Annotated in this window: 13 protein-coding genes; 5 read left to right on the top strand and 8 right to left on the bottom strand. The window is 46.5% G+C overall.

Features of this window, described 5'->3' with window-relative positions; genetic code table 11:
• Positions 1–83: 83 nt before the first annotated feature.
• Together NSS75_RS04795 and NSS75_RS04790 are read left to right on the top strand one after the other, a co-directional pair.
• On the top strand, positions 84–566 hold the full coding sequence (locus NSS75_RS04795) for a MarR family transcriptional regulator (protein WP_198097860.1): 483 nt from the start codon (positions 84–86) through the stop codon (positions 564–566).
• A 112-nt stretch (positions 567–678) separates the two neighbouring features.
• Entirely contained in the window at positions 679–2,235 is a 1,557-nt protein-coding gene (locus NSS75_RS04790) for an MFS transporter (protein ID WP_339236257.1), read from the top strand.
• Here NSS75_RS04790 and bstA read toward each other — a convergent pair.
• On the bottom strand, positions 2,232–2,768 hold the full coding sequence (bstA, locus tag NSS75_RS04785) for a bacillithiol transferase BstA (RefSeq protein WP_339236254.1): 537 nt from the start codon (positions 2,766–2,768) through the stop codon (positions 2,232–2,234). The genes NSS75_RS04790 and bstA overlap by 4 nt on opposite strands.
• 128 nt (positions 2,769–2,896) lie before the next feature.
• Between bstA and NSS75_RS04780 the strand changes: the two genes are divergently transcribed.
• Positions 2,897–4,150 (top strand): MFS transporter, encoded by a 1,254-nt coding sequence (locus NSS75_RS04780; RefSeq protein WP_101863582.1) that lies wholly within the window; start codon positions 2,897–2,899, stop codon positions 4,148–4,150.
• On the top strand, positions 4,116–4,733 hold the full coding sequence (locus tag NSS75_RS04775; protein WP_339236249.1) for a TetR family transcriptional regulator: 618 nt from the start codon (positions 4,116–4,118) through the stop codon (positions 4,731–4,733). The genes NSS75_RS04780 and NSS75_RS04775 overlap by 35 nt, the downstream gene beginning before the upstream one ends.
• Before the next feature lie 36 nt (positions 4,734–4,769).
• Here the strand turns inward: NSS75_RS04775 and NSS75_RS04770 are convergent, their stop codons facing one another.
• Together NSS75_RS04770 and NSS75_RS04765 are read right to left on the bottom strand one after the other, a co-directional pair.
• Positions 4,770–5,858 carry an acyltransferase family protein gene (locus tag NSS75_RS04770; protein WP_213418439.1) on the bottom strand — a complete coding sequence of 363 codons (1,089 nt, stop codon included), beginning with the start codon at positions 5,856–5,858 and terminating at the stop codon, positions 4,770–4,772.
• Between the two features lie 508 nt (positions 5,859–6,366).
• Positions 6,367–6,999 (bottom strand): triacylglycerol lipase, encoded by a 633-nt coding sequence (locus NSS75_RS04765; protein ID WP_095714599.1) that lies wholly within the window; start codon positions 6,997–6,999, stop codon positions 6,367–6,369.
• Between the two features lie 407 nt (positions 7,000–7,406).
• On the opposite strand from NSS75_RS04765, the gene NSS75_RS04760 reads away from it, so the two are divergent.
• Entirely contained in the window at positions 7,407–7,970 is a 564-nt protein-coding gene (locus tag NSS75_RS04760) for a PadR family transcriptional regulator (protein ID WP_095714600.1), read from the top strand.
• A gap of 103 nt (positions 7,971–8,073) precedes the next feature.
• On the opposite strand, the gene NSS75_RS04755 is transcribed toward NSS75_RS04760, so the two are convergent.
• The 5 genes from NSS75_RS04755 to NSS75_RS04735 all read right to left on the bottom strand — a co-directional run bounded on the left by NSS75_RS04755 (position 8,074) and on the right by NSS75_RS04735 (position 13,387).
• Positions 8,074–9,231, bottom strand: a complete 1,158-nt coding sequence (locus NSS75_RS04755; protein WP_339236241.1) for an ABC transporter permease — start codon at positions 9,229–9,231, stop codon at positions 8,074–8,076.
• Positions 9,232–9,245: 14 nt separating this feature from the next.
• Positions 9,246–10,436 carry an ABC transporter permease gene (locus NSS75_RS04750; RefSeq protein ID WP_339236238.1) on the bottom strand — a complete coding sequence of 397 codons (1,191 nt, stop codon included), beginning with the start codon at positions 10,434–10,436 and terminating at the stop codon, positions 9,246–9,248.
• Between the two features lie 11 nt (positions 10,437–10,447).
• Entirely contained in the window at positions 10,448–11,383 is a 936-nt protein-coding gene (locus NSS75_RS04745) for an ABC transporter ATP-binding protein (RefSeq protein ID WP_103672432.1), read from the bottom strand.
• A 142-nt stretch (positions 11,384–11,525) separates the two neighbouring features.
• Complete coding sequence (gene lnrK, locus NSS75_RS04740; RefSeq protein ID WP_216394910.1) at positions 11,526–12,188, bottom strand: two-component system response regulator LnrK; 663 nt, start codon at positions 12,186–12,188, stop codon at positions 11,526–11,528.
• On the bottom strand, positions 12,185–13,387 hold the full coding sequence (locus NSS75_RS04735) for a sensor histidine kinase (RefSeq protein ID WP_038954171.1): 1,203 nt from the start codon (positions 13,385–13,387) through the stop codon (positions 12,185–12,187). Before NSS75_RS04735 ends, lnrK begins: the two co-directional genes overlap by 4 nt.
• Positions 13,388–13,477: the final 90 nt, after the last annotated feature.

Here is a 13,477-nt window from a genome sequence, read left to right as displayed (position 1 = left end):
CATCTGCGGTTTATGCTGACTTTCTTTCAGCGGTTAAAATCGAGTAATATGGTAAGAGGAGCGAATGACGAGGAAGTGATCAAATGGAATATAACTTACATGATACAACAGTATTAAACGAAAATATTCTTTCATCTGAGGAACGGGAAATCTGGGTGCTTTATATGAAAGTCTTAACATCTGCCGGGCTCGGTGATGTATCTGAGTGGATGAAGCTGGATATGAGCATGCCGCAAATGAAAGTGCTCATGCTTTTAAACAATCACGGAACGCTGAAGGTCAGTGAAATTGCAGAGAAAATGGGGGCTTCCCTGTCAAATACAACCGGGCTGCTTGACCGCCTTGAGAAGTCCGGCTTTGTTAAACGCTCACACTCTGAAGAGGACCGCCGTTCAGTGGTTGTTCATTTAACGGAGGATGCGAAAAATATTTTTCGCGGGCTTTATCAAAAGGGCCATATGAAATTGAAGCGTTCCTTGGAGATACTGTCTCCTGATGAAAAGCAAGCTGTTTCCAAAGGGCTTTCTGTTCTTTCCAGAGCGCTGGAGCAGGCTAAAAAAGAATAATGTCAGCGAAGTCTGTCCTCACGCAAACTGCGGAGGCAGACTTTTTTTATTTGACATTTAGTTCATTTTAAATGAATAATATATTCTGAGTGAAGTAAAAGGAGTGATGAATATGCATAAGGCATTGGCAGATCAAAAAAGCCAAAAGTGGGCGATCAGCCTGTTTACCATCGGTGTGTTTATGGCTGCGCTGGATAACGGGATCATCTCCGCTGCGCTGACCACGATAAACGAATCGTTTGCCGTTTCTCCGTCTTGGGGTTCATGGGGCATTACGCTTTATACGCTCGGTCTCAGCGTCAGTGTGCCGATCGTCGGAAAGCTTTCCGACCGCTACGGCAGAAAAAAGCTGTTTCTTATTGAAGTCGGCCTTTTCGGGCTTGGTTCTTTGCTTGTCGCTTTAAGCCAAAGCTTTCCGCTATTTCTTATCTCACGGCTGATTCAGGCGCTTGGAGGCGGCGGGATTTTCATCATCGGAAGTTCTCACGTCCTTGCTACACTTCCAAAGGAAAAGCAAGGGAAGGCCCTTGGTTTGCTAGGGGCGATGAACGGGATGGCTGCTGTGCTCGGACCCAATATTGGAAGCTTTCTGCTTGATTGGACCGGGTCATGGCATTGGCTGTTTTTGATTAACCTGCCGATTGCAGTGCTGCTGGTTGTTTTCGGTGCATTTTTTATTGTGGAAACCAAAGCGCCGGAGGCCAAACGTCTCGACACGGCCGGAATTTTTCTTCTGTCCTTGTCAATTTTGGCTGTAATGTACGGCATGACAAACCTTGACGGGGCAAATCTCTTAAAAAGCCTGGGAGATCCTGAGGTTTATGGATGTATTGTTTTCGGTATTTTTTGTTTTGCGGCGCTCGTATGGTTTGAGAAGCGGATGGAAATGCGCGGGGGCGATCCCATTCTGGCGTATTCTTTACTTCGGAATCACATGTTTCAGCGAACGCTTATCATCGGTTTATTATCCGGGGGCCTCTTGGCGGCGGTTATTTTTATTCCGTCATATGTTGAGCAATATTTAGGCGTTCCTGCCGCAAAAGCGGGCTATTGGATGACACCTCTTGCCTTAGCTTCCGGAATCGGCGCTTGGCTTGGCGGAGCGCTCACCGACAAAAAAGGACCGGTGAAAACTGTTGTGCTTTCAGGAATTATTTCATGTGCGGGATTTGCTTTATTTCCGCTTTGGGTGACGGAAAAATGGGAGTTTGTCATTGCAAGCGTGGCGGCCGGCATCGGTTTTGGCTTTCTGCTAGGCGCTCCGCTGAATGTTCTTGTATCAGAAGCAGCTAAAGCGAATAAGGGCACGGCGCTCGGCACGCTTTCATTAGTAAGGCAAATCGGACTGACATTGGCGCCTACTCTTTATGCAGGTTTTATCACAGCAGGGTTTGACCAAATCGGCGATGAAATCAGCAGCCGCTTATCGGACAGCGGACAGTCAGGGAAGGCTATGCAGATGATTCCCGAGATCGACAGTTCAGATGTTTCTTCTTTACAAGAACAGATCGAACGCATTCCTGTGCCTGAAGTCAAAACTGCGATAAGCGATGCCATTCAGGCCAGTGTTGCCAGCGGCTATGATCATTTATATGCGGCGGCGGCTGTGATTTCTCTGCTGGTGATTGCAGCAATCAGTCTCCCGGCTTTCCGCCGGCAAAAGCGTTAAGACCACCCCATCCGTTTGGAAAGCTCCGTAATATGAGCGATATGGTGATGTGAGTGCCAGACATACAGCCCGAGCGCGTTCTCTAGGGTAATGATCTCTTTTGTATCGGGATGGTAAAATCCGCGCTGAAATTGCTGATCCGTCAGAGTGCGGAGAAGAGCCGTCCATCTTCCGTGAAGCTCCTGCAAAAGCGCGAGTGAACCGCTCGGCTCCGCTGTTTTGGAGTCTTCAAGCTCCGACCATGCTTTTTCATCATACGGACGGATGGCCGGCGTCTCTTCTGTCAAGCTTAATTTAAAACGGATATAGCTGTTCATATGACTGTCAGCCAGATGATGAACAACTTGACGGACGGTCCATCCGCCGTCTCGGTACGGTGTATCAAGCTGGCTGTCCGTCATTCTCTCAACGGCTTGCTTCAGCTTAGCCGGCACTTCCTCCAGCACTTGAATCCATTCTTCTTTCTGCTCGTTTGATATGAATTTCCTAGGCTTGTACTCTCCTATCGGATAGCTTAGATTGGCTGTTGACATGTGCATCTCCCTCCTGAATGCTTTATTCAATCTTTATTATTTTACAAGAAAACCATTGTTTATTGTGTTATTTTCCCATACAATAAAAACGACACTAGTGTCACTTTTATGAGCAGGAGGAGAAAACTATGGGTCAATCATTGTTTTGGAGAAATAAAGGGCTGATGACGCTGTTAGCCTCGCAAACGATTTCTTCCCTTGGCGACTGGCTGCACATTTTGGCCGTCTTAACATTAGCCGCCTTTCAGCTGGATGCTTCTTCACTGGATATGTCTTTTTTAATGATGTCATTTGCACTGCCTGTCATTGTTCTCGGCCCCGTATCGGGTGTGCTTGCAGATCGATTTGACAGAAAAATGATCATGTTTCTGTCTGAAATCGGCCGCACCCTCACCGTTATCAGCTGTGTTTATGTCAGTGAGCTTTGGCAGCTTTACGTATTGCTCAGCCTTCAGAGCTGTTTTTCTTCATTGTTTTCACCTTCTAAAAACGGCAAGCTTAAGGAATTGACATCAGAAGCTTTCCTTCAGCAGGCCGTTTCTATCAGCAGCATCATCGATAACACTGCAAAAATTTTCGGTCCCGCGCTTGGCGGCATAATGGTCGCCGCAGTCTCCATTCATTCCGTTTTCTTCATCAACGCGGGCGCTTTTCTTCTGTCTGCTGTCATTTTGTTTTTGCTTCCGAGAGATGCGTTTCAGCAAACACCCAATACACCTCAAGACAAAACATCAGCACTTGCTTCTATAAAAGAAGGTTTTCTATTTATGAAACAGACACCTCTTCTATTGACGGGCTTGTTCACGGCTTGCTTTGTTCTCTTCATATTGCAGATAGGCGATTCACAGGCTATTATTCTCATCCGCTCTTTTCCCGGTGCGCCGCCCGAACTTGCAGGATGGTGCATGGCCGTAAGCGGGGCCGGTATGCTGCTGACGGCGGCCATTGTAGGGAAAAGGCGAATTTCCTCTTATCTGCTTTATTTCACACTAGGGGCATGTCTGCTTGGAATAGCAACTGGATGTGTGCCATTTCTGGGAGGCCTCGGAATTGTCGGCACAGCACTTTTTATCTTCGCTTTTTTCATCATGGGAGCAGCTTTCGGCCTCGTCCATATCCCGTTTCAAATTCTTGTTCAGACGTCCGTGCCTGTTGATTATAGCGGCAGAGTGTTTGGCGCTATTCAGAGCATGACGACTCTCGCCTCCATTCTCGGCATGGCGGGCGGGGGCGTGCTGGCCGAATTGATCGGCGTATCTCTTGCTTTTCTGATCTGCGGCTGCTTGCTGATTGCGGCCGGATTGACTACACTTATAGGTAAGAAAATGGCAGAAAGCAGGCGATATTTTGTCACCGAAAGTAACAAAGGAGCACAAAGATAAACGGCAAGCCGAGATTTTAGAAGCCGCCAAAACCGTTTTTAAACGAAAGGGATTTGAATTAACGACAATGAAGGACGTTGTGGAGGAATCGGGCTTCAGCAGGGGCGGCGTCTATCTTTATTTTTCCAGTACAGAAGAGATGTTTCGCCGCATCATTGAGGCCGGCCTCGATGAAGGGCTCCGAAAGCTGGATGAATCAGCTGAAAACCGAAGTGTCTGGGATACTATTACCAGCTACCTCGATGGACTGACTGAAGGCCTACGTGGAGCGGCGGATACATTGGCGCCGGTGCAATTTGAATATTTGGTGACTGCTTGGCGCAATGAAGAACGGCGCGAGTATTTGGAGAAGCGTTATGATCTTTTTGTGACAAGGTTTTCGAAGCTTTTGCAAAAAGGAATCGATCAAGGTGAATTTCAGCCGCGGCAGCCTCTGGCGACGATTACTAAGTTTTTTCTTAATGTGAACGATGGCATGATCCAGAACGCGCTTTATTTCAATGAAGATAAAGCTGATGTATCAGGAATGGCTGAAGCAGCTAAACTGTATTTAAAAACAGCATTGCAAGTGAATCAAACATAAAAATCACGGCAGGAACGTTTCTCCTGCCGTGATTTTTCAGCCTGCGTGGTCTCGCACTTCCATTTTTACTTTTTGCCTCTTCGGCTGATAGATTTTCCCTACAAACAAATATCCATATTTAAACTTGTTCAGTGTCCAGGATGTCAGGATCGGGCCCGCTGTGCAGACGGCAAACAGCAAGAAAACGGCCGGCACGGCGGGAATGTCTGGCATATTTAACAGCAAAACATAGCCAATGATCATAAAATAAGCGTGCAGCAGATAAATCGAAAAGGAATAGTTACTGATAAACATAATGATTTTCGGCACCTGCTTTATGTTAGAAAACAGGTGAAAGCACAGGAAAATCATACTTGTTGAATAAAGCATGATGTCAGGCCGCTTTGAGCTGATCATGCCGACCTCTCCGAAATAAGAAACAGCCACAACCAACGCGGCGGACCCGACCGCAGCGCCGTATACCACCCAGCGGTATTGATTCAGCAGCGCTAAAAACCGCTTGTACTCTTTTCCGCAGTAATAAGCGAGACAAAAGTAGAAAAGCCAGCCTGCAAACGGAACCCAGAAGAACGGAAATGAACCGCCTTGTTCAGAAGCGGGTGCCGGACTGACTGCTGAGAAATAGCCCAAATAAGCGGCTGTCACCACAAACGAAACAGACAGCACCCATTTTGGCGATGCTTTTTTCAAATACTCATGAAAGAGCATGTGCAGGATATAAAATTGGAAGATGACAAGAATGAAATATCCGATAAAGTTTCCTAAAAATACGTTTTCCAGATATTTCTGCACAAACGCCAGAAAAGTCAGCTTTCCCCCCATTGCACTGGCCATCAGCAAGGCATCAATGGCTGCGATAAACAAAAAGGGAATAAAAATCACTTTTCCTCTCTTCTTCAAAAACCCCTCCGGCACCCCGTCAGGATAAGAACGCGCCAGCAAAAACTCAGAGATGAAAATGAAAGCAGGCGTGCTGAACATCAGGAGTGTGCGCAAAGAATCAACCGTGTGAGAAATATCGGCAAGTGCTTCCGCCTGAAGCATCAGAACCATTGAAATGATATGGAGCAGAACGACACTTAAGCACGAAATGCAGCGGATCACAAAAATTTCTTTGATTTGCATAACAGCGCTCCTTTATTTCAAATTTTTAGAAATCGATGGTTGTACCATAACACACCTGCTTCAATTGAAAAAAGTGCCTGATTTCTTATCTTTCAGTATGCATGAACGACTAAGACCCATAAAGACCCATAACTTTTTGGCATACCGCCCTCAGCCATTTGTCCCGTACAGCCGGTCTGCTATGCTTGACGCACGGGAACAGTGTCCTGTTCTCTTTTTTGATTCCGCAAAATTACAAAATCCGCGATTTGCCTCGGCATCCATGAGTGAAATTACCAAAAAAGCTGGCGTTGCGGATAAGACAATTTGTCTCGAAGACGGTGGCTCCCGCATTTGCGAAAACCTTCAGCAATGAAGTGTTCATTCGGGAAGTGCTGAATAACTGTATTAGAACTTACAAAAAGGTCCGTGTTCGTTCTGACTTTCTGCTCTTTTCAACCTGTCAGAAAACAAAAAACCTGCTGTAACCAAACAGCAGGTTTTAACATAGCCGCATATCTTTGAAGCATCAGTTCGTATTTAATCCTCCGCCATTCAATCCTTCTTTGATATAGGCGTTGACTTGGCTATTAGAAAGCAATCCAATATGTCCAATGCCATACAGTTGGATGTTTCTGGCTCCTTGTAATCGAGACAAGCTATTGATGACAATTTCATCATTCAGACTGTAGATCGATGTATAGAGGATCTTTTGATTAGGATCTGTACCTGGCAGCGCAACAGATGACACTAAACCATTAGCCCCTCCGAGCGTGACAACGTTTTGAATCTTATTGCCCCCGCCTAAATATTTTATAGCATACAGCGTATTGGCTCCTCCCATGCTATGAGCCACAATATCTACTTTTTTTGCTCCTGTTTCTTTTAAAACACGATCAATATATGCTGCAAGCTGCGGTCCGTTATTTAGGTTATTCCCTGTCTTATCATAAAAATCAATCGCATACAGTTTATTGCTTTGCCAGCCCTGAGAGATTAAGTAATTTTTAATAGCAAAAAAATTGTATGATGCACCGCTAATCCCATGAACAAGAACAACAGGGTTATGTGCTGTTTCTGCCTTCGCACTTGAAGGCGGAGCTGCTAGAATAGACAAAATCATTGATAGACAAATAGTTGATGCAATAAGTAATCTTTTCATTTGACGTTTCTCCTCAATTATGTATTTACCAGAATGATTATACAATTAAATTTAAACTTGGTAAATATAAACTTATCAGAATCTTCAATTTACCTATTATTTTGATTAAATCCTAATTCTGTCGATTGGCAGTTGTCTGCAGTACACTTGATCCATATACTCGAAAGAAACTTGAAAGGACAATAAGCGTAGGAGACATGCGGTTGTGTTCCCAGTCTCCCTTTCCTATAATATAGGGAACAGATGAAAGCTAAACATAAGATGGCATTCACTATTTTATATAGGACGAGTATCAAGAAGGAATTCAATTTTGTTTTCCGTATAAGAGAAAAGAACGATACGATTTTGCGGCAGGGCATTTAAAAAACTTCTGGTTTGCAAAAACAGCCATAGACACGGAGGACAGCATGAGAGTATTAAAATACGCCATATTAGGGCTTTTACGAAAAGGCGAATTGAGCGGATATGATATTACAAGTTATTTCAAAGCGGAGCTCGGCCAGTTTTGGAGCGCCAAGCACAGCCAGATTTATCCGGAGCTCAAAAAGCTGACAGATGAAGGCTTTATCACATTCCGGACAACGATTCAGGGCACAAAACTTGAGAAAAAAATGTATACCCTGACAGACAGCGGAAAACAGGAGCTTCACGTGTGGCTGACCCGCCACCACCCTATTCCGGAAACAGTGAAGGATGAATTTATGCTGAAGGCTTATTTCATTTCTTCTCTGTCACGCCAGGAGGCAGCCGACTTGTTTACAGACCAGCTGCTGAAGCGCAAGGAGAAGCTCGCTGATCTGCAAGGCAGTTATGAAAAGCTAATGGCCTCAGCGGAGCCAATGTCGTTTTCTTCACCGGATTTCGGCCACTATCTGGTACTGACAAAAGCGCTGGAACGGGAAAAGAATTACGTATCCTGGCTGGAGCATATTTTAGCCATGATACAAGAGAATACCCAGGAGCGGCCTTAATCGAAGGTGACTGGCCGTCCGGCAAACAACACTTGGAACAAAGACTGAACCTGACAGAACACACGATATAATGATAAAAGCATCTGCCCGGAGGCGGATGCTTTTACGTTCGGAGCGCTTTCAGCCCCGCTGTGAAGGTGACGGCGGCAAAAGCAAGCAAGATGCCGCAAATGCCGAGTATATCCGTGATGGTTGCCCCGTTAGCGATAATTTCTGTCAGTCCGCTCATCGCCCACTTTTGCGGGAGAAAGTCAGCAATGGACTGCATCAGCTTCGGCTCAATTTCTATCGGCCAATACATTCCGCTCACCATACACGTCGCAATAACGAACAAGTTGCCGAAAGCAAGCTGCTGTTCTGGCGTTCTGACATGGGCAGCAATCATCAGCCCGATGCCAACGACTGCAAACAGAAAAAAGGATACTAACACGATCAGCGCAGCCGGATTGCCCCAGCTGATTCCGAACAGCCAATGAGATGCGAGAAGCAGCATTCCAAATTGAATCCAGCCAATCACAAAGAACGACAGCACATACCCCGCTCCGATTTCCGCGCGGCTGACAGACGCGGTGAGCAGTCTCGGCCAGACGCCGCTTTTTCGAGCTTCTAATATCGTGCCGGCTGCCCCCATCATTGTCAGCATCACAAACAGAATGGAAAAGCCAGCAGCTCGTGAAGCTGTGTCACTTACGCCCTTGCCTTCTTTTTTATCATTGAGAGATTCCCGTTTTACAGCTGGGGCGCTATCTCCATGATCTTTGGCGATTACCGTTTTATAAGCCGATTTCCAGCTCTCCCCCGCCGCCTCGGCCGCGGTTTTTGCCGCGGTTACCTGAATGTTGAGCTTTGCCAGCTTGCTTTCGGCATACTGTTTAGCGACTGGCGCTTCTGTCAGCTCTGGACCGTGGCTGAAGACCAGCTCCGGCTTCTCTCCTTTTTCCAGCTTCTCTTGGAAAGAGCGGGAAAGGGTGATGACTCCGGCAATTTTCTTTTGTTTCAGTTTTTCTGAAGCTTTGCTTTTAGTCATCGTTTGAAATGTATACATATCATCATGTTGCTTGAGCTCCCGGATATAATGCTGTGAAAGAAGCGTATCATCCTGATCGACGATCGCAAGCCGCATCTTATCATCACTTCCGCCGAGCAGACCGCCGAATACAAAGGTCAGCAGCAGCGGGGCAGCGAACATCATTAAATAGTTCTGCGGCTTCTTAAAAATGAGAGAAAGCTCAACGCCGCAAATGGCTATGATTTTTTTCACCGTGTTTTACCTCCTTATCTTGTGTGAAGCCTTCTGATGCCAACAGCCAGTGAACAAAGACCGATTGCCGCAAAAAGAAGGACCGGCGTTTGAAGTTCAGCCCAGCCTCCCCCTTCCATTAAGGAAAGAAAGCCTTCGAGCGCCCATCGATTTGGCACCGCCTTTGAAACAGATTGCAGAAAATCCGGAAATTGATAAAACGGAAGCATAGAACCACCGAGAACGGCAAGCACCTGAATTCCAAAACCGCCTAAAACATCTGCTGACTTCATATCGCTGATGCACGAAGCAAGAAGCATTGAAATGCTGGATACAGCTGCTGCGTAGGAAAGCCCCAGCACGCACACAAACAAGAGATTGTCTCCCCAGTCCACATCAAATATATTGATGGTCACAATAAGAAAAATGAAAAATTGTATAATGGCAAACAAATAGGTTCCGAGCCACTTCCCGAAGAGAATGGCGTATTTTTGTGCAGGCGTCATCAGCAGTCTGGCAAGGGTTTCTGTTTCCTTTTCCAGCAAAAATGATTTCGCGCCGACCGTCATATGAAACAGCATAAACATGCAAAGCATTGCCGCCGAATAGTATTGAAAACTGGTAACTTCTTTTGCGCCGACTGATTTCTCAGTAACAGCAAGCCTGGCACCCGCTTCTTTTTCAAGCGTCTTAGCAAGATTTTCTGCTATGAGGGCAGGATTGAGCTTTCCTTGTTTTACAGCTTCCGTCTTGGTGACATATTCCATCGAGGCGGATGCCGCTTCTCGTACCGCCTTGTATTGGTCTAAAAAAGATACTGCAGCCGTTTCTATGATAGAGCTTTTTAATTCCTGATCAGTGCCAGCATAGACAGCGGCCGGTTTCTTGCCGGATCCCCAATGTGCCGGGACGGCAATTCCGACATCAATTTTCTTTTCCGCCAGCAGCTTTTTCATTTCCTTTTTACTGCCGGCTTCTGTGACCTTGATCATCTTCATTTTTTCAAGTACGTCTGTTTTAAACATCTTCGACGCGCCTGACTGATCAGACTGGACATAGCCGACTTTGATTTCATCAATCCCGCTGCCTCCGCCAAGGATTGATCCAAGAGCGGCCCCTAATATGGCTGTTAAGATCAGCGGCATTAGGATAAGCATCATAAACCCTTTTTTGTCCGTGATTCTGATTTTGACATCTTTCCATGCGATCCATATTGCTTTTTTCATCGCCGCCCCTCCTAATCCCGCAATGTGCGGCCTGTCAGATTCAGAAACAGCCGTTCCAGATTCGGCTCCTGAACCTGAAGAGACAGGAGATTCGTTTGATGGGCAGCGGCTTCCGCGAGCAGGCTGGTGACTACTTTCTCATGGTGCGCCGCAGCAACCTCAATTTTGAGCTCAGATTCATTCACTATTACATCATTCACATTGGCAAGCGAGCGGACAGCAGAAAGAAATCCTTCATCTGCCCCGCTGACAGTCATCTGGATGATCGTATCTCCTCCAAGACGGCTGCACAAGTCGTTTTTTGTGCCGATTGCAATCATTTCTCCCTGATCAATAATGCCGATCCGGTCGCATAAATACTCGACCTCTTCCATGTAGTGACTCGTATAGATCACGGTCATGCCTGTTTCGTTGAGCTGTTTGACTGTTTCTAAAATATGATTTCTCGATTGGGGGTCGATGCCGACGGTCGGTTCATCCATGATAAGCAGCTCAGGCTTATGCATAAGGGCTGCGCCGATGTTAATTCTCCGTTTCATTCCGCCGGAGAATGTTTCGATTTTATCTTTAGCCCGTTCAGTAAGCCCTACATATTCAAGGACTTCTGCTGATCTTTTTTTGGCCTCTCCATGCGTGAGTCCATACATTTTCCCCCAAAATACGAGATTTTCTTGAGCCGTCAGTGTCGGGTACAGGGCGATTTCCTGCGGGACGATGCCGATTTTTTGTTTGGCTTTGTTCGTGTCTTTGCCGATGACATACCCGCCGACTGTAATCTCCCCTCCGTCAAGCGGCACAAGTCCGGAAATCATAGAAATGGTTGTGGACTTCCCCGCTCCGTTCGGTCCGAGAAGTCCGAACGACTCACCCTTTCTCAAGGAAAAAGAGATTCCTTTGACAATTGTTTTTTTTCCGTATGCCTTTTTGATATTTTCTGCTTGAAGCACGCCGTTTCACTCCTTTTTTTATCCCATTGCCATTGTAGAAGAGATTGAGGCGTGAAACATGTGGCGCCGGATAGAACATCGGGCATAAAAAAAGGCCTGTGACAGGCCTTTTCAGGGCAACGCATATGCCAAACGTCATCTATCAAAAGACAGATACGCCATGTCTGACGGAATAAATGGCGGCTTGGGTTCTGTCTCTGACCGACAGTTTGCTGATAATGTTTGACACGTGATTTTTCACTGTTCCTTCTGTAATGTACAGCTTTTCGGCAATTTCTTTATTGTTCAGTCCGTACCCGAGCTCAGCCAGCACTTCCATTTCACGCTCGGTCAGGTCGAGCAGTTCCTTCGGTTTTTCTTTCTCTTCCGTTCCTTTCAGCTGTTTTTCTCGTTTCCATTCATTCAGCATTTGGGCTGTGAGTTCCGGCGGGAGCACCATTCCTCCTGATTGAACAGTCATCACCGCTTTCACAATCGTATCGGCTGACATGTCCTTTAACAGGTACCCGCTTGCCCCTTCTTCAAGCGCTTCGGCAATCAGCTCTGAATCTTTAAAGGTCGTCAGCATCAGCACCTTTACGCCCGGCAGCGAGCTGGTGATCAATTTTGTTCCCTCCACCCCGTTGGACACCGGCATGCGGATGTCCATCAATACGATATCCGGTTCCATCTCCTTCGCCTTTTCAAAGGCTTCCTGTCCGTTTCGCGCCGTGGCGATGACATCGAGCTCTTCCCGGAGCTGAAGCAGAGACGCCAGCCCTTCTCTGACGATATCCTGATCGTCGGTAATGATGATTTTAATCATGATAAACTCTCCTTTTGCTGTGCGGGCCCAAAGCTCCATTTTTTATTAGCCAAAGAAAATTCCGCAATCACGGTAAATCCTTGATCCCGCTCGCTTTCAAAACGGATCATCCCGCCATGTTCGGCCGCCCGCTTTTTCATATTCAAGAGACCAAATCCCAGCGCGGCCTCAGGATTTCCTTTTCCGTCATCTTTAATCAAAAGACTGACTGTTTCCGGTGAACACGTGAGCTGAATCGAGCAGGCAGTGGCGCCGCCGTGACGTTTTGCATTGGTCAGCGCCTCCTGCACCGTTCTGATCACAGTCGGATGCAGAGACAGCGGGACCAGCGCAGGATCGCCGCTGACCGTCAGTTCGGATGTGACGCCCGCATTTTTGTAAAAGTCTTCTGTCAGCTGTTTCAGCGATTCAATGAATGAGGGATCGTTCTCCGTTTGCAGGGTTCGGACTGATAAGCGGATATCGCCGAGTGCTTCACGGGCGAGCGTTTCACAGACGCCGACTGTCTCATCTGCTTTTCGGCTGTCTCTTTTTTGCCATTCACGCAGAAGCTGCAGCTGGACAAGAAGCGCCGTCATTTTGTGCCCTACTGTATCATGGATGTCCCGTGCCATTCTGTTCCGCTCGTGAATGGCAGTGAGTTCTTCGACCTGCTTCGCATATAAATGCAGCTCCTGGTGTGCTGCTGACAGCGCCCGATGCGAATCCGTCAGTTCCTGAAACTGCTGTTTTGCCGTTTCTTGTGCTTCAAGAAGTTTGCGGATTAATTTGCCGACCACCCCGCAGAACACCACAAATGTCATGCTGGTGATGTGATCCATGACGTATTCATTGCCGGCTAGCAGATATGTACGTATGAGGACAATTGAAAACAAAATTGAGCAAAGACATAACAAAAACCATGCCATTTTTCTATTGAACCCGCGCAGAAAAAATGCGACAGCTACCGGGCATAGCATAATAATGAACAAACCATTGCCGGGAAACATGAATCCAAACGAAAAGCCGACCGTAAGATCAATCAGACAAAACCAGACGTCATACTTCTCTGTTTTCAGCAGAAAATGATTGGCTGCATACACGGCAGCTCCTAACGCTATAAATAGATATTCAAACCAGTTATCATCCTTTACGAGGGACAGATACATCGAACAGCTCACCATCAAGGTGAAAATTCTTGTAAATAAAAGAGCCTTCACGCTCATCACTCCTATAAGCAATTCCTTTCTTATCATACCTGCCTCTTGTTATTTTTTACAGATGTTTCTGGAAAATAAAAACCGCATATG

Origin of the sequence: Bacillus sp. FSL K6-1012, assembly GCF_037964915.1 — a bacterium.
GTDB lineage: Bacteria > Bacillota > Bacilli > Bacillales > Bacillaceae > Bacillus > Bacillus halotolerans.
This window is presented reverse-complemented; position numbering and strand designations above follow the sequence as displayed.

Excerpts from the sequence above, each read along its gene's own strand:
- NSS75_RS04795 (WP_198097860.1), top strand. The coding sequence starts at position 84 with ATGGAATATAACTTACATGATACAACAGTATTAAACGAAAATATTCTT.
- NSS75_RS04790 (WP_339236257.1), top strand. The coding sequence starts at position 679 with ATGCATAAGGCATTGGCAGATCAAAAAAGCCAAAAGTGGGCGATCAGC.
- bstA (WP_339236254.1), bottom strand. The coding sequence starts at position 2,768 with ATGTCAACAGCCAATCTAAGCTATCCGATAGGAGAGTACAAGCCTAGG.
- NSS75_RS04780 (WP_101863582.1), top strand. The coding sequence starts at position 2,897 with ATGGGTCAATCATTGTTTTGGAGAAATAAAGGGCTGATGACGCTGTTA.
- NSS75_RS04770 (WP_213418439.1), bottom strand. The coding sequence starts at position 5,858 with ATGCAAATCAAAGAAATTTTTGTGATCCGCTGCATTTCGTGCTTAAGT.
- NSS75_RS04765 (WP_095714599.1), bottom strand. The coding sequence starts at position 6,999 with ATGAAAAGATTACTTATTGCATCAACTATTTGTCTATCAATGATTTTG.
- NSS75_RS04760 (WP_095714600.1), top strand. The coding sequence starts at position 7,407 with ATGAGAGTATTAAAATACGCCATATTAGGGCTTTTACGAAAAGGCGAA.
- NSS75_RS04750 (WP_339236238.1), bottom strand. The coding sequence starts at position 10,436 with ATGAAAAAAGCAATATGGATCGCATGGAAAGATGTCAAAATCAGAATC.
- lnrK (WP_216394910.1), bottom strand. The coding sequence starts at position 12,188 with ATGATTAAAATCATCATTACCGACGATCAGGATATCGTCAGAGAAGGG.